Source organism: Streptomyces ruber, assembly GCF_014648075.1.
In the GTDB taxonomy this organism is placed as follows: domain Bacteria; phylum Actinomycetota; class Actinomycetes; order Streptomycetales; family Streptomycetaceae; genus Streptomyces; species Streptomyces ruber.
Genome location: NZ_BMQK01000010.1, coordinates 227035 through 245586, shown reverse-complemented (window position 1 = coordinate 245586; position 18552 = coordinate 227035). Strand labels below are relative to the sequence as shown.

1 protein-coding gene (only partly in view) is annotated in these 18552 nt (G+C 76.0%); it reads left to right on the top strand.

Annotated features, from left to right (window positions below; genetic code table 11):
* Positions 1–38: 38 nt before the first annotated feature.
* Positions 39–18552, top strand: the 5' portion of a protein-coding gene (locus tag IEZ04_RS21865; RefSeq protein ID WP_189218625.1) for an SDR family NAD(P)-dependent oxidoreductase. Its footprint extends 6998 nt past the window's final position; 18514 of the gene's 25512 nt are visible here — the first part of the coding sequence; the start codon lies at positions 39–41; its stop codon lies beyond the right edge, outside the window.

Sequence of the window (18552 nt, the reverse complement as noted above, 5' to 3'; positions counted from 1 at the left end):
CCGGTCCCGAGCCCCTCTCTCCTGGACGGAAGCACTTCATGGACACCACATCCCCCACACCGGGGTCACCGCAGTCACCGGGATCCCCCGCCGACCGGAACGTCCTGCTCACGCCGCGCTGGCACGACCGGCCCCGCACCGGGCGGACCGCACCGCCCGCGGGCACCAGGCGCCTGGTCGTCCTCTGCGACCTCGACGAGGCGCGGGAGAAGGCCGTGCGCGACCGTCTGCGCGGCGTGTCCTTCGCCCGCGTGGACAGCGCGGGCGACGGCCCGGCGGCGGCCTTCGAGCGGGCGGCCACCCGCCTCTTCGGCGAACTGCAGCGGCTCCTCGGGCAGCCGCACCGCGAGCGGCGCGTCGTGCAGATCGTCTGTCCGTCGGACCGGCCGCACGGCTACGCGGGCCTGCTCGGCATGGTGCGCACCGCCGCCCTGGAGGACCCGGCCGTGTCCGGGCAGATCGTCGAGTTCGACCGGTGGCCGGCGGCCGAGGAGCTGGTCCGGGCGCTGGAGACCGAGTACGGCGCCGAGGACACGCACGTGCGCTACGCCGACGGACGCCGGCAGGTGCCCACGTGGGAGCCCGCCACACGGCCCACGGCACCGCCCGCCGCCCCGACGTGGCGGCACGGCGGCGTGTACCTCGTCACCGGGGGCGCGGGCGGCATCGGACGGCTGCTCGCCGCCCACGTCGCGCGGCACGCCCCCGGCGCCCGGCTCGTGCTGTGCGGGCGCACCGCGCCGGACCACGTCGACCTGCGGGGGCTCGGCGCGGCGGAGTACCTGCGCGCCGACGTCACCGACGCCGCCGCGGTGGCGGACGCGGTCGAGGACGTGGTACGGCGGCACGGCAGGCTCGACGGCATCGTCCACGCGGCCGGGCTGCTGCGGGACGGGTACGTCGTGCGCGGCACCCACCGCGATCTGCAGCGGGTGCTGGCGCCCAAGGTCGCGGGGCTGGTGAACCTGGACGCGGCCAGCGCCCACCTGCGACTGGACTTCCTCGTGGCGTTCTCCTCCGGCTGCGGCGTGCTCGGCAACGCCGGGCAGGCCGGCTACGCCGCCGCCAACGGTTTCATGGACGCCTACCTGGCCCACCGGCGGCAGCTCGTGGCGGCCGGGCGGCGGCACGGCCGCAGCCTCTCCGTCGGCTGGCCGCTGTGGCGCGAGGGCGGCATGACCGCCGACCCGGACGACGTCCCGGAGCTCACCGAGCGCTTCGGTCACCCGCTGGACACGGCCACCGCCCTGCGCGCCCTGGACGACGCCCTGCGCCTGGACGCCCCGCACGTGCTGGTCGCCGACCGGCAGGGGGCCGGTCCGGGGCACGGCGAGGACGCGGGACATGGTGAGGGGGCAGCGGACGGCGTGGAGGCAGCGGACGGCGGCCTGCGGGCGCGTGTGCTGACGGAGGTCAAGAACCTGCTCGCGGCCACGCTGCGGCTGGACGCGTCCCGGCTGGACGCCACCGCGCCGCTGGACGCGTTCGGCATCGACTCGCTGGCGGTCACGCGCCTGAACCGCCGCCTGGAGCAGTGGTTCGGCGCGCTGCCCAAGTCGCTGCTGTACCAGTACCCGACGCTGTCGGAGCTGGCCGGGTACCTGGCCGATGAGCACCCCGAGGGCTGCCGTCGCTGGCTGTACGGACCGGACACCACCCCGGCGGCCCCGGCCCCGGCCCCGGCTGCCGCTGCCGAGCGTCCCCGGCCCGCGCCCGCCACCGGGAGCACCGAGCCGCGTCCGGCGCTCCCGGCCGACGAGCCCATCGCCGTCATCGGCCTCAGCGGCCGGTACCCCGACGCCCCCGACGTCGCCACGTTCTGGCGCAACCTGCGCGCCGGACGCCACAGCGTGCGCGAGATCCCGGCCGACCGCTGGCCGCTGGACGGCTTCTACGAGCCCGACGCCCAGCGCGCCGTACGGCAGGGCGCCAGCTACAGCAAGTGGGGCGCGTTCCTGGACGACTTCGACCGCTTCGACAACGCGTTCTTCGGCATCGCGCCGCGCACCGCCGCCGACCTGGACCCGCAGGAGCGGCTGTTCGTCGAGTCCGCCTGGGCCGTGCTGGAGGACGCCGGGTACACGCCCCGCCGGCTGGCCGAACAGCACGGTTCGCGCGTGGGCGTCTTCGCCGGCATCACCAAGACCGGCTTCGACCGCCACCGTCCCGCCGGGGCCGACGGCGACCTGCCGCCCGCGCCCCGCACCTCCTTCGCGTCGCTCGCCAACCGCGTCTCCTACCTGCTGGACCTGCGCGGCCCGAGCATGCCGGTCGACACCATGTGCTCCGCCTCCCTCACCGCCGTGCACGAGGCCTGCGAGCAACTGCGCCGCGGCGCCTGCGAACTGGCCATCGCCGGTGGCGTGAACCTGTACCTGCACCCGTCCACGTACGTCGACCTGTGCCGTTCGCGCATGCTCGCCTCCGGCGACCACTGCCGCAGCTTCGGCGCCGGCGGCGACGGCTTCGTACCGGGCGAGGGCGTGGGCACCGTCCTGCTCAAGCCGCTGTCGCGGGCGGAGGCCGACGGCGACCCGATCCACGCGGTGATCCTCGGCTCCGGCGTCAACCACGGCGGCCGCAGCAACGGCTACACGGTGCCCAACCCGCGCGCCCAGGCCGCCCTGGTCCGCGAGGCGCTGGAGCGGGCGGGCGTGTCCCCGGCCGACGTCGGCTACATCGAGGCCCACGGCACCGGCACCCGGCTCGGCGACCCGATCGAGATCGACGGTCTGACGCAGGCCTTCGCGGACCCCGCGCGGGGTGACGCGGCCGGCCGGCCGGCGTGCGCCATCGGCTCGGTGAAGACGAACATCGGCCACCTGGAGGCCGCCGCGGGCATCGCCGGCCTGACCAAGGCCGTGCTCCAGCTCCGCCACGGCGAGCTGGTGCCGAGCCTGCACGCCGACCCGCCGAACCCGGAGATCGACTTCGCCGCGACGCCGTTCACCGTGCAGACGGAACGCGCGCCGTGGCCGCGTCCCGCCGACGGCCGCCCGCGCGTGGCCGGCGTGTCCTCCTTCGGAGCGGGCGGGGCCAACGCGCACGTCGTCCTCGCCGAGTACCGGCCCTCGGCCTCCGTGTCCGTGGAGAACCGGCCCTCCGCCGACGGCCGTCCCGTCCCGCTGCCGCTGTCCGCCCGTACGCAGGACGCGCTGCGGGCCCGCGCCGAGCAGCTCGCCGCCTGGCTCGACGCGGCGGAGGAGCCCGTCGACCTGCGGGCCGTCGCCGCCACCCTCCAGACCGGCCGCGAGGAGATGGACGAGCGGGTGTGCTTCGTCGCCGCGACGGCGGGGGAGTGGCGCGCGCAGTTGGACGCCTTCCTCGCCGGGGACCAGGACGGGTCCTGGCGCCGGGGCCGGGTGCGGGCGACCGGGGAGACCCGGGCCGCCCTCGCGGGCAGGCCCGAGGTGCGCCGGCTGGTCGAGGAGTGGACGGCGCGGGGCGAGTGGGAGCGGCTGGCGGCGTTCTGGGCCAAGGGCATGCCGCTGGACTGGACGCTGCTGTACGAGGGCGGCCGGGTCCCGGCACGGCTGCATCTGCCGACGTACCCGTTCGCGGGGCCGCGCTACTGGTTCGGTCCCGCGACGTCCGCCACCCCCTCCGCGGAGAGCATCCCCGCTCCCACCGCTGCCCGGATCGACGCGGACCAGGTCGAGCGGATCGTCCTGACGACGGTCGCCGAGGCCCTCCAGATGCCCGCCGACGAGATCGACCGCCGCCGTCCGTTCGCCGACCTGGGACTCGACTCCATCCTCGGCGTCAACGTGGTCGACACGCTGAACGAGACGCTGGGCACCGCCCTGGAGACCACCGACCTCTTCGACCACGGCTCGGTCGAGCGGATGCACCGCTTCGTCGTGGAGACGTACGGCGACACCCTGCGCCGGCCGGCCGACGCGGGCCCGGCCGGACCGGCGGCCCGTGCGAACGGCGACGGCCACGCCGGCGGCAGCGGCGACGCGGACGCCGACGAGCCCGTCGCCGTCGTCGGTCTCGCCGCCCGCTTCGCCGACGCGCCCGACGCGCGCGCCCTGTGGCGGCACGTCGTCGCCGGTGACGACCTCGTCGGCCCGGTGACCCGGTGGGACCTCGACCGCGTCGCGCCCGGGGTCCGGTGCCGCGAGGGCAGCTTCGTCGACGGCATCGACCTGTTCGACCCGGTGTTCTTCGGTATCTCGGGCGTCGAGGCGGCCGCCATGGACCCGCAGCAGCGGATCTTCCTGGAGGAGTGCTGGAACGCGCTGGAGGACGCCGGGTACACCGGTGAGCGGCTGCGCAGCCGGCGGTGCGGCGTCTACGTCGGCTGTTACGCCGGCGACTACCACGAACACCTCGGCGGGGACGCCCCCGCGCAGGGACTGTGGGGCACGATGGGCTCGGTGGTGGCCTCCCGGATCGCCTACCACCTCGACCTGACGGGCCCCGCGCTCACCGTCGACACCTCCTGCTCCAGCTCCCTGGTCGCCCTGCACCTGGCCTGCCGCGACCTGCGGTCCGGCGCCGCCGACACGGCACTGGCGGGCGGCGTGTTCATCCAGACCACCCCGCGGCTGTACCCCGCGGCCGACCGCGCCGGGATGCTGTCCCCGACCGGCCGGTGCCGCAGCTTCGACGCGGACGCCGACGGCTTCGTCCCCGGCGAGGGCGCCGGTGTCGTGGTGCTCAAGCGGCTCTCCGACGCCGAACGCGACGGCGACCACGTCTACGGTGTGATCCGCGGCTCCGGCATCAACCAGGACGGCACCACCAACGGCATCACCGCTCCCAGCGCGGCCTCGCAGGAGCGGCTGCTGCGCGCGGTGCACGAGGAGAGCGGCGTCGTCCCGGGCGGCATCCAGTACGTCGAGGCGCACGGCACCGGCACCCCGCTCGGCGACCCCATCGAGTTCCGTGCCCTCAGCCGCGTGTTCGAGGGCGCCCCGGTGGGCGGCTGCGCGCTCGGCTCGATCAAGACCAACCTGGGGCACACCCAGTTCGCCGCGGGCATCGCCGGAGTCGTCAAGGCCCTGCTCGCGCTGCACCACCGGCAGTTGCCGCCCACCCCGCTGTTCCGCGCCCCCAACCCGGGCATCGCCCTGGAGGGCAGCCCGTTCCGCGTCGACACCGAACTCCGCGACTGGCCCGCGCCCGCGCACGGGCCGCGCCGCGCGGCCGTCAGCTCCTTCGGCGCCAGCGGCACCAACGCGCACGTCGTCCTGGAGGAGTACCCGGTCCGCGCCGACGGACCGGCCCCCGCCCCCATCGGCACCGAGCACGCCTTCCTGCTGTCCGCCCGCACCCCCGGGGCGCTGCGCGCCGCGGCGCGACGGCTGCTGGACCACATCGGCGCCGAACCCGACCTGCCCGCCGGCGCGGTGGCCCACACGCTGGCCGCGGGCCGCGCCCACTTCGGCCACCGGCTGGCGGTGGTCGCGACGGACCTGCCGGCCCTCGCCACCCGCCTGCGGGCCTGGCTCGCCGGCAACGGCGGCGACGCCGTACTGGAGGGCGAGGTCCCCGGCACGACGGCGCCCGCCACCGCCGAGGCGCCGTCCGCGCCGGCCGCCCTGGCGCGTGCCTACGTCGAGGGCCGGGCCGAGCGGTTCACCGCCGCCTTCCCGCCCGCCTCGCGCCGCGTGGTGCCGCTGCCGACGTACCCGTTCGAGCGGGAGAGCTACTGGGCCGACGGCTCGTCGGCGCCCCCGCCCGCCGCGGACGTCACCGGTGGGCCGGCGGCCGCCCACCGCTGGCCGCTCACCGGCGGCGAGTTCTTCCTGGCCGACCACCACGTCGGCGGCCGTGCGGTGCTGCCCGCCGTGGTGACGCTGGAGGCGGTGCGCCGTGCGGTGACCGGGACCGGGCCCTTCGCACCGTTCGGCCTGCGCGACGTCGTCTGGCCGGCGCCCTTCCCCGTCGAGGCGGCGGCCGGTGCCGAACTGCGCGTCGAACTCGACACCGGCCGTGGCGCCTTCCGCGTACGGCGGTCCGGCGCCGGCCCGCGCGAGGCGCACGCCCAGGGACGCGCCGTGACCTCCGCCGAGCCGCCGGCCGGCGGCCGGATGCGGCCCGAGGAGCTGCGCGCCCGCTGCACGCGGTACACCCTGACCCGGCAGCAGTGCTACACGGCCCTCGGCGCCGTCGGCATCCGGCACGGGGAGCGGCTGCGCGCGCTGGACTCCCTGGCCGTCGGCGACGGCGAGGTCCTCGCGCGGCTGGTACTGCCCGCAACCGCCGACGACGGCACCCTCGCCCTGCACCCGTCGATGCTCGACGCCGCCGTCCAGGCGGTGGTGGGCCTGTACGGCGACGAGACCGGCGCCCTGGACGAGCGTCCCGGCGCCCCGGCCCTGCCGTTCGCGGTGGACACGGTCGACGTCCTCGCCCCGACCACCGACCGCATGTGGGCGCACCTGCGCCACAGCGACGGCTTCGCCCCGTCCGCGGGACGCGGCGTCGTCAAGGCGGACATCGACGTGTACGACGACGAGGGACGCCTGTGCGTCCGGATGCGCGGCTACACCTCGCGCCGCGTCGCCCAGCCCTCGGCGACGGCGACGGGCACGGGCACGGACACGGTGACGGGCACGGGCACGGGCACGGGCACGGCGACGGGCACGGGCACGGGCACGGCGACGGGCACGGGCACGGGCACGGCCACGGCGACGGCGACGGGCACGGCGACGGGCACGGGCACGGACACGGCCACGGCGACGGCCACGGACACGGCGACGGGCACGGAGCCCGAGGCGCCGCGCGCCCAGCTGCTGGCCCCCGTCTGGGACGCGCTGCCGGCCGGGGACGACGCCCCCGTCTGGCCCGCCCCCGCGACCCGGCTGCTGCTCCTCGGCGGCACCCCGGAGGAGCAGGCCGAGGTGCGCCGCCGCTACCCGGACACCACCGTGCTCGACCCGCGCGACGCGATGTCGGCCGAGCGGCTCGCCGCACTGCTCCCGGACGGCGTCGAGCACGCCGTGTGGCTGGCTCCGGACGCGCGGGGCACGGACCGGTCCGACAGCGGGACGGACACCGTCCTGACGGCCTTCCGCCTCGTCAAGGCGCTGCTCGCGGACGGCGCCGACGCCCGCGAACTGGGCCTGACCGCGATCACCCGCCAGACGCGCCGCGTCCCCGGCATCGGTGACGGCCACGGGGACGGTGACGGCGGCACGGCGGTGGACCCGACGCACGCGGGCGTCCACGGCCTGTTCGGCACGGTCGCCAAGGAGTACCCGCACTGGCGGGTCCGGGTGGCCGATGTGGCCGCGGGCGTCCCCGTCCCCTGGAACGAGGTGCTCGCCCTGCCCGCCGACCCGCGCGGCGAGGCACTGGCGCACCGGAACGGCGAGTGGTACCGGCAGCGCCTGCTGGAGCTGACGGAACCGGACACCGGCACGGACACCGACGCCGGTGAGGCGACGCTGCGGCCCGGTGACGTCGTGGTCGCCATCGGCGGCGCCGGCGGCATCGGCACGGTGTGGACCGAGCACGTGATGCGCCGTCACGGCGCCCGCGTCGTCTGGGTGGGCCGCCGCCCGCTGGACGACGACATCGAGGCGCGCCGCACCGCGCTGGCCGCCCACGGCCCGCGCCCGGACTACGTGCGCGCCGACGCCACCGACCCGGCCGCGCTGCGCGCCGCCTGTGAGGAGATCGTGCGGCGCCACGGTCCGGTGCGCGCGGTCCTGCACACGGCCATCGTCCTGGGCGACCGGAGCCTGGCCCGCATGGACGAGGACGGCTTCCGCACGACGTACGCCGCCAAGGCCGACGTGACGGTCAACCTCGCTGACGCCTTCGGCGGCCAGCCGCTCCGCTTCGTCGCGTTCTTCTCCTCCATGCAGGCCTTCTTCAAGGCGCCCGGACAGGCCAACTACGCGGCCGGCTGCACCTTCTCCGACGCGTACGCGGAGCACCTGGCCACCCGCCTCGCCTGCCCGGTCAAGGTCATGAACTGGGGTTACTGGGCGGGCGTCGGCATCGTCACCGCCGACGCCTACCAGCGCCGTATGACCAGGGCGGGCCTGGCCTCCATCGAGCCGGACGAGGGCATGGCCGCGTACGACGCGCTGCTGTCCTCCCCGTACCCGCAGCTCGCCCTGCTGAAGGCCACGGACGCGCGGAGCATCGACGGCCTGTACGGCGACGACGCCCTGGAACGGCTCCCCGCCCGCACGCCCTCCCTGATCGGCGCCCTCCGCGAGGGGCGGCCCGACCGCGGCGCCGAGATCGAGCGGCTGCGCGTCGCGGCCGACGGACACGCCGGCTCCATGCACGACGCGCTGATCCGCGTCACCTGGGCCCTGCTGCGGTCGCTGGGGCTCTTCGGCGACGCGCGGGCCGCCACCGCCGCCGAGTGGCGGGCCGTCGGCGGCATCATCGACGCCTACGAGCGCTGGACGGCGCACACGCTGCACGCCCTGGCCGGGGCCGGGTACCTGCGGCACGACGGCGCCGGCCGGTACGCGGCGGCCGACCCCGCACCCCGGGCCGTGGACCTCGACGCCGCCTGGCGGGAGTGGGACGCCGCCCGCGCGGTGTGGGACGCGCAGGAGGCCAAGCGCGCCCAGGCCGTCCTCGTCGACACGACGCTGCGCGCCCTGACCGACATCCTCACCGGCCGCCGTCCGGCGACCGACGTGATGTTCCCGGGCTCCTCGCTCAAGCTCGTCGAGTCCGTCTACAAGAACAACCCCGTCGCCGACTACTTCAACGACGTCCTCGCCGACACCCTCGTGGACTACCTGCGCCGCAGGCTCGCCGCCGACCCGTCGGCCCGGCTGCGCATCCTGGAGGTGGGCGCCGGTACCGGCGGCACCAGCGCGGTCGTCTTCCGCCGGCTGTCGCCGTGGCGCGACCACGTCGAGACCTACTGCTACACGGACCTGTCCAAGGCCTTCCTGCTGCACGCGCGCAGGGAGTACGCGGAGCTGGCGCCGTACCTGGACGAGCGGCTGCTGAACATCGAGCGGCCGCTCGCCGGACAGCCCGTGCGGCCCGGTGACTTCGACGTCGTGATCGCCACCAACGTCCTGCACGCCACCCGCAACATCCGCACCACCCTGCGCAACGTCAAGGCGGCCCTGCGCCCCCACGGCGTCCTGCTCCTCAACGAGCTCAGCGACAACGTCTTCTTCAGTCACCTCACCTTCGGCCTGCTGGAGGGCTGGTGGCGGTACGACGACCCCGCGCCCCGCATCGCGGGCTCGCCCGGCCTCGCGCCCGCCGACTGGCAGCGCGTCCTGGGCGAGACCGGCCTGCGCCACGCCTTCGTCGCCGCCGAGGGCGCGGACGACCTGGGACAGCAGGTGATCGTGGCGGAGAGCGACGGCACGATCCGCCAGCCGCGGCCGGAGGGGGCCACGGCGTTCCGGGGGACCGCTCCGGCCCCGGTGCCGGCCCCGGCCGCGTCGGTCCCGGCCCCGGCTGCTTCGGCGACGGCCCCCACGGCGGCCGTCGCGCCCGCTCCGGCGCCCGCCGCCGGCACCGCCGCCGACACCGCCGACCGGGACGCGCGGCTGCGCGACCTGGCCCGCGACTTCTTCCGCGGGCTGGTCGCCGACACGCTGCGCCTGCCGCTCACGGACATCAAGGCCGACGTGCCGCTGGAGCGCTACGGCATCGACTCCATCCTCGTCGTGCAGCTCACCGACGCGGTCCGCAAGGTCCTGCGGAACGTGGGCAGCACCCTGTTCTTCGAGGTGCGGACCGTCGACGGCCTGGTGGACCACTTCCTGCGCACCCAGCCGCGGGAGCTGGCCGAGCTCGTCGGCGCGGACCGGACGGAGCCCACGACCGAGCCCGGAATGCAGCAGCCCGAGCCCGAGCCCGAGGATCGACCCGGACCCGAGCCCGAGCCCGAGGATCGACCCGGACCCGAGCCCGAGCCCGTGGCCGCTCGCGCTGCCGAGGCTGTCGAGAACGACACGGCCATCGCCGTCGTCGGTATGTCCGGCCGCTACCCCGGCGCCCGCGACCTGGACGCCTTCTGGGAGAACCTCCTCGCGGGCCGCGACAGCGTCACGGAGATCCCCGTCGAACGCTGGGACCACGACCGCTTCTACGACCCGCGCCGCGGCGTGCCCGGCCGGACGTACACCAAGTGGGGCGGGTTCCTCGACGGCATCGACGAGTTCGACCCGCTGTTCTTCGGTATCGCGCCCAGCGTCGCCTCCACGATGGACCCGCAGGAACGCCTGTTCCTCCAGTGCGCCTACGAGACCCTGGAGGACGCGGGTTACACCCGCGACGGACTGCGCGCCGCCGCACGGCGCCGCGCGGACCGGGACGCCGGTGACATCGGCGTGTTCGTCGGCGCCATGTACAGCGAGTACCAGCTCTACGGGGCGGAGAGCATCGCCCGCGGCGAGAACGTCGTCGTACCGGGCAGCCTGGCGTCCGTCGCCAACCAGGTGTCGTACTTCTTCGACGCGAGCGGCCCCAGCGTGGCGGTCGACACGATGTGCGCCTCGGCGCTGACCGCCATCCACCTCGCCTGCGCCGCGATCCGCCGCGGCGAGTGCGCGGCGGCCGTGGCCGGCGGCGTCAACGTGTCGGTGCACCCGAGCAAGTACCTGATGCTCGGCCAGGGCCGGTTCGCGTCCAGCGACGGCCGGTGCCGCAGCTTCGGCGAGGGCGGCGACGGCTTCGTGCCCGGCGAGGGCGTGGGCGCGGTGCTGCTGCGCCCCCTCGCGGACGCCGTCGCCGACGGCGACCGCATCCTCGGCGTGATCCGCGGCACCGCCGTGAACCACGGCGGACGCCCCCACGGCTTCACCGTCCCCAACCCGAACGCGCAGGCCGCGGTCATCCGCACCGCCTGGCGGCAGGCCGGCATCGACCCGCGCGACATCGGTTACGTCGAGGCGCACGGCACCGGCACCCCGCTCGGCGACCCCATCGAGATCGCCGGACTCAAGGCCGCCTTCGCCGAGTTCACCGACGACCGCGGCTTCTGCGCGCTCGGCTCCGCCAAGTCGAACATCGGCCACCTGGAGAGCGCGGCCGGTGTCGCGGGCCTGGCCAAGGTGCTGCTGCAGATGCGGCACGGCCGCCTCGTGCCCTCCCTGCACGCCGAACGCACCAACCCGGACATCGACTTCGCCGACACCCCCTTCGTCCTGCAACGCGAGGCCGCGCCCTGGCCCCGCCCGCAGGGCCGTCCCCGGCTCGCCGCCGTCTCCGCCTTCGGCGCCGGCGGCTCCAACGCCCACCTCGTCGTGGAGGAGTACCTCATGCCCGACCCGGCCCCACGGCGGCGCTCGGGATCCGCCGTCGCGGTCCTCTCCGCCCGGGACACGGACCGTCTGCGCGCCTCGGCGTCACGCCTGTCCGACGCCCTGCGCTCCGGAGACTGGACCGACGACGACCTCGCCGACATCGCGTACACGCTCCAGACCGGCCGTGAGGCGATGGACGCCCGGTTCGCGGTGGTCGCCGACGACCTGGCCGCCCTGCTGACGGCGCTGGACGCGTGCGCGTCCGGCGGTCCGCTGCCCGCCGGCGCCCACCTCCGGGAGAACGCCGGACGCGGCGACGTGGCGGCCGTGTTCGCGGACGACGAGGACTTCCGGGACACCGTGACCCGCTGGGTGCGGCGCGGGAAGCTCGCGTCGCTGGCCGAGGCGTGGACCCACGGCCTCACCGTCGACTGGACGCTGCTGTACGGCGACGGACCGGCCCCGCGCCGGGTGGGCCTGCCGACGTACCCGTTCGCCCGCGAGCGGTACTGGTACACGGACGTGCTGCCCGAGCCGGCCCAGCGGACGGCCGCACCCGCGCCGACCCCGGCACCGGCTCCGACCCCGGCACCGGCTCCGACCTCGGCTCCGACTCCGACTCCGACTCCGACTCCGACTCCGGCACCGGCTCCGACTCCGGCACCGACTCCGACCCCGACCCCGGCACCGACTCCGACCCCGGCACCGGCTCCGGCACCGAAGACGCCGGAGCTCGCCGCCCCGGCCGCCGGGCACGGCGGCGACCTGCCCGCGGGCGACCTCACCCTCGTACCCGTCTGGGAACCGGTGCGCCGCCCCGGGCCCGCGCCCGCCGACGCGCGCGCCGGCCGCATGCTCGCGGTGAACCTGCCGCAGGAGACCGTCGACGCGCTGCGTACCCGCCACGCGCGGGTCGTCACGCTCGACACCGCGGACCGGACGATCGAGGAACTCCGTGCGGAACTGGCCGCGCTCGGCGCCCCGGACCAGGTGATCGCCCGCTTCCCCACCCCCGCCACCGGCGCCCGCGGTGACGCCCTGCGCCGGGCCTTCCGCTTCGGCAGGGCGCTCCTCGCGACCGGCGCCGGCGAGCGCCCGCTGGAACTGACGCTGCTGACCCGCCACGCCTTCGACCCGGCCGGCACGGCCGCCGTCGACCCCGAGCAGGCGTCCCTGCACGGCCTGTTCGGCGGACTGGCCAAGGAGTGCCCGCAGTGGCGGGTACGGGCCGCCGACCTGGCCGACGGCGAGAACCCCGACCCGAGCGAGGTGCTCTCCCTCCCGGCCGGCCACCGGGCGCACCCGCTCGCCCGCCGCGGCGGACAGTGGCTGCACCGGCGCCTCATCGCCGTCGACGACGACACCACGCCCGCGGCGGACGCCACCCGCTTCCGCAACGACGGCGTGTACGTGCTGATCGGCGGCGCGGGCGACCTCGGCGTGCAGCTCAGCGAGCACCTCGTACGGCGGTACGGCGCCCGCGTCGTGTGGGTCGGCCGCCGCGCGGAGGACGCCGCCGTCCGCGAGAGGGCGGCCCGCGTCGCCGCGGGCGGCGGGCACGCCCCGCTGTACCTGTCCGCCGACGCCACCGACCGCGACGCCCTGGCCCGGGTGCGCGACGAGGTCTCGCGGCGGTACGGCCGCGTCGACGGCGTGGTGCACCTGGCCATGGTGTTCACGCACACCCCGCTGTCCGCGATGGACGAGGGCGAACTCGAGGCCGTGCGCGCCGCGAAGGCCGACCCGTGCGCGCACCTCGCCGAGGTGTTCGCCGGTCACCACCTCGACTTCGTGCTGCTGGTGTCCTCGCTGGTCTCCTTCATCCGCAACGCCCACCAGGCGCACTACGCCGCGGCCTGCGCCGCCCAGGACGCGAGCGCTCCGGCGCTGCGCGCGGCGCTCGGCTGCCCGGTCAAGGTCGTCAACTGGGGCTACTGGGGCAACACACCCACCGAGCACCTGCGCGAACTCGCCGCACTGGGCCTGGCGCCGATCGAGCCCGCGACCGCGATGACCGCGCTGGAACGCCTCCTGGCCGGCCCGCTCGACCAGGTCGGCTTCATGCGCACCTCCCGCCCGCTGCCCGTCGAGGGCGCCCTGACGGGGGAGACCCTGAGCACGCTGCCCGTCGAACCGGTCCCGCACCACGGGACGGCCGGGCTCCCGCTGCCGCCCGAGCTGGCCGCGTACGGCACCGGGCCCGTCCCCCGGGAGATCGACGCCTACCTGGGCCGCTGTCTCGCCGCCGAACTGCGCCGCATGGGCCTCGACGAGCCAGGCCGCAAGGACGAGTGGACGGCGCGGGCGGGCCTCGACGCCCGTCTCGGCGCCTGGCTCACCGCCACGCTGCGCGCCCTGGGCGAGCAGGGGCTGATCGGCGCCGACGGCCGCTGGGCGCCCGGCGCCCCGACGGGCGACGAGGCGGACGCCCGCCGCGCCGACGTGGTCCGCGCAGGCCGCCGCTGGACCGAGGCCAACGACGACCTGCGCGCCCCGCTGGCCCTGCTCGGCGAGACGCTTCCCGCGCTGGCCGACGTCCTGCTCGGCCGCCGCGCGGCCACCGACGTGCTCTTCCCCGGCGGCAGCTTCGCGCTGGTCGAGGGCGTCTACCGGGACAACCGCGTGGCCGGGCACTTCAACGCGGTGCTCGCCGACCAGGTGGCGGCGTACCTGCGCGCACGCCGCCGGACCGGCCCGCACGCCCCGCTGCGCGTCCTGGAGATCGGCGCCGGCACCGGCGGCACCACCGTGCCGGTCCTCGACCGCCTGGAGCGCGAGGGCCTGACCCCCGACGAGTACTGCTTCACCGACCTCTCGCAGGCCTTCCTGCAGAACGCGCAGGACACCTTCGGCGCGCACCGCGGCTCGCTCGCCTACCGCGTCCTCGACATCGGCAGGGCGCCGCAGGACCAGGGTTTCGGCAGCGGCGAGTACGACGTCGTCATCGCGGCGAACGTGCTGCACGCGACGCCCGACATCCGCCCGACCCTGCGCCACGCCAAGTCCCTGCTGCGCGGCGGCGGACTGCTCGCGCTCAACGAGATCAGCGGCTTCTACCTCGTCAACCACCTCACCTTCGGCCTGCTCGACGGCTGGTGGAGCCACGACGACACCGAACTGCGCGTCCCGGGCAGCCCGGCGCTGCCGCCGGAGAGCTGGCAGCGGGTGCTGGAGCAGGAGGGCTTCACCGCGATCCGCCACCCGGCGGAGACGGGGCTGGTGCTGGGCCAGCAGATCGTGACGGCCGTCAGCGACGGTGTCGTCCGCCGTCCTCGCGGAGCGGCCGGTGCGCCGGCGCCGCTCCCGGCCGCACCCGCACCACGTACGGAGGAACCCGCTCCGGTGGCGGTGGCGGACATCGTCCTGGAGGCCCTCTCCGCCGCCCTGCGCATGCCGGCCGAACGGATCGACACCGAGCGGGCGTTCGCCGACTACGGACTGGACTCCATCGTGGGCGCCAAGTTCGTCCAGCGGCTGAACGAGGCCCTCGGGCTCGACCTGGCGACCACGGTCATCTTCGACCACCGCAGCGTGGAGCAGCTCGCCGCGCACATCACCGAGGAGCACCGGCCCACTCCGCCGTCGGCGGCCCCGGCGACTCCGGTGGCCGCGACTCCGGTGGTCGCGACTCCGGTGGCCGCGGGACCTGTCGACGTACAGCCGCAGCCGCAGCCGCAGCCGCAGCCGCAGCCAAAGCCGCAGCCGCAGCCGCCGGCCGGAGTCGTCCGCGAACCCATCGCCATCGTCGGCATCAGCGGCCGTTTCGCGCAGTCCGACGACGTCGACGCCCTGTGGGAGCACCTGGCCGCGGGCCACGACCTGGTCGGGCCCATCGAGCGCTGGGACCTCTCCGCCGTCGGCGAGGACGAACTGTCCTGCCGCGCGGGCAGCTTCCTCGACGGCATCGACCGGTTCGACGCCCGGTTCTTCAACATGACCGGCCTGGAGGCCACGTACACCGACCCGCAGCAGCGCCTGTTCCTGGAGCAGGCATGGACCGCCCTGGAGAACGCCGGCCACGTCGGCGCCTCCCTCGCCGGTCTGCGCGCCGGCGTCTACGTCGGCTGCACCGGCGGCGACTACACCCAGTGGTTCGACGAGGCGCCGCCCGCGCAGGCGGTCTGGGGCAACGCGCCGTCCGTCGTCCCCGCGCGCATCGCCTACCACCTCGACCTGCACGGCCCCGCCGTCGCGGTGGACACGGCCTGCTCCAGCTCCCTGGTCGCCGTCCACCTGGCCTGCCAGGGACTGTGGACCGGCGAGACCGACCTGGCCGTGGCCGGCGGTGTCAGCGTCTACTCCACCCCGCAGACCCACCTGAACGCCGGCCGGGCCGGCATGCTCTCGCCGACGGGCCGCTGCCACACCTTCGACTCCCGCGCCGACGGCTTCGTGCCCGGCGAGGGCGTGGGCGTGGTGGTCCTGCGGCGCCTGTCCGACGCGCTCGCCGACGGCGACCACATCCACGCCGTCATCCGCGGCTCCGGGCTGAACCAGGACGGCGCCACCAACGGCATCACCGCCCCCAGCGCCCTGTCGCAGGAGCGGCTGATCCGCCAGGTGTACGACGACTTCGGCGTCGACCCCGCCGCCATCGGCATGGTCGAGGCGCACGGCACCGGCACCCAGCTCGGCGACCCGATCGAGTTCGACGCCCTGCGCAGGGCGTACGGGCCCGCCGGCGGACCCGCCTCCTGCGCCCTGGGCTCCGTGAAGACCAACCTCGGCCACACCACCTCGGCCGCGGGCGTGGCGAGCCTGCTGAAGATCGTGCTGTCGATGCGGCACGGGCAGATCCCGCCGTCGCTGCACCACCGCGAGCCCAACCCCGCCGTCCGGCTCGCCGGCAGCCCCTTCTACGTCAACACCGAGCTGCGGCCCTGGCGGCCCGACGCCCGCGGCCTGCGGACGGCGGCGCTGAGCTCCTTCGGCTTCAGCGGCACCAACGCCCACCTCGTCGTGGAGAGCGCACCGGAGCCGGCCGTACGCGGCGGCGGCCGCGGGACCGACGGCCGTCCGTACCTGTTCGTGCTGTCCGCGCCGCAGCCCGAGTCGCTGCGCCGCCGGGCCGCCGACCTGCTGGCCCACCTGCGCCGCACGCCCGACGCGGCGCCCGGTGACATCGCCTTCACCCTGGCGCTCGGCCGGCGCCACTTCGCGCACCGCGCGGCCTTCGTCGCCACCGGCGGCGAGGAGCTGGCGCGGCGGCTGGAGGACTGGCTGGCGGGTGCGGACGACGGACCGGCGCCGTCCACCGCGTACGACATCACCTCGCTGGAGGACGCCCGCGGCCGCTACCTCGACGGCGGCACGGTCGACTTCGGCCCGCTGTTCGCCGGGCTCGACGTCCGGCGCGTCCCGCTGCCGACCGAGCCGTTCCGGCGCAAGCGGTACTGGGTCGAGTCCTCCAGGCGGCCGGACCGCCCGTCCGGGACCGCCCGGTCCCGCACGCAGCCGGTCACCGAGCCGGTCACCGAGCCGGTCACCGAGTCGGTCACCGAGCCGGTCGCGGCGCCCGACGCCGTCGCCCGGCCCGTCCGCGACCCGCGGCAGACCACCATGGACAACCTGCTCACCGACCTGCTCCAGGTGCAGCTCGGCGCCGCCGGACTCGACCTGCGCGCGCCCTTCACCCGGGACGAGGCCGTGGCCCGCACCGGCGCGCAGGGCGTCCTCGTCCGCTGGCTGAACGCCTCCCTGGACCGGCTGGTCCGCGAAGGGCGGCTGCGCCGGCCGGGCGAGCGGTTCGTGGCCGACACGGTGGCGGACCCGGCGGACACCTGGCAGGCGTGGGAGCGCGCCGTGCCCGCCTGGCGCGACGACGAGGGTCTGAACGCCCAGGCCCGCCTCGCCGAGGCCATGCTGCGCGCGCTGCCCGGCATCCTCGCGGGCCGCACGGCCGCCACCGACGTGATGTTCCCCGACGGCTCGCTCGCCCAGGTCGAGACCCTGTACCGGAACAACCACGTCGCCGACTGGTTCAACCGCCTGGTGGCCGACGCGCTGGTGGCCCGGATCGAGGAACGGCTCGCCGCCGACCCCGGCGCCCGGCTGCGGATCGTCGAGATCGGCGCGGGCACCGGAGGCACCAGCGCCACCCTCTTCCCGCGCCTGCGCCCCTACGCGGCGCACATCGACGAGTACCTCTACACCGACCTGTCCAAGGCGTTCCTGCTGCACGCCCGCGAGAACTACGGCCCCGGCAACCCGTACCTGAGGTACGGCATCCTCGACATCAGCCGTGCGCCGCGGGAGCAGGGCCTCGAGCCCGGCCGGTACGACGTCGCCGTCGCCACCAACGTGCTGCACGCGACCGCCGACATCCGCACCACCCTGCGCAACGTGCGCTCCCTCCTGGGCGACGACGGCGTCCTGCTGCTCAACGAGATCAGCGACGACCACGTCTTCGCCCACCTCACCTTCGGCCTGCTCGAAGGCTGGTGGCTGTACCGGGACGACGAGCTGCGCATGCCCGGCAGCCCGGCGCTGTACCCGGACACGTGGCGGCGGGTGCTGCGCGAGGAGGGCTTCGGCGAGGTGACGCTGCCCGCCGCGGACGCCCTCGACCTCGGCCAGCAGGTGCTGGTGGCGCGGGCGGCCGCGACGGCGCCGGCGCCCGCCCCGGCGCCCGCCCCGGCCCCAGCGCCGGAGACGGCGCCCGCGACCGACGCCGCCGCACTGCGCACGGCCGTGGGGGAGAGGCTGCTCGCGGAGTTCTGCCGCGCGCTGATGATGGAGCCCGAGGAGATCGACCCGCAGGCGTCCTTCTCCGACTTCGGGGTGGACTCCCTGCTCGGCGTGAAGCTCGTCGGTGAGATCAACCGCGCCTTCGGCCTCGACCTGGCGACGACCACCCTGTTCGAGCACAGCACCCTCGACCGGCTGACGGAGTACCTGGTCACCCGGTACGCCGCCGAGGTGGGCGCGGCCCTGCCGGCCACGGCCGCCGAGCCCGCCGCGCCCGTGTCCGCGCCGGTGGCGCCGTCCGTCGCCGCCACGGCCGAGCCGGGGAACCGGCCGCCGGAGGAGGACGACGCCATCGCCGTCATCGGCATCGCCGCCCGGTACGCCCAGTCGCCCGACGCCGAGTCGCTGTGGGCCCACCTCGCCGCCGGTGACGACCTGGTCACCCCGGCGAACCGCTGGGACCTGACCCGGACCCTGGGCGAGGACGCCGGACCCCAGTACGGCAGCTTCCTGGACGACATCGCCCGCTTCGACGCCGCCTTCTTCCGCATCTCCGGCAAGGAGGCCACGTACACCGACCCCCAGCAGCGCATCTTCCTGGAGGAGTGCTGGCACGCGCTGGAGGACGCGGGCTACGCGGGCGAGCGCCTGGACGGGCGGGACACCG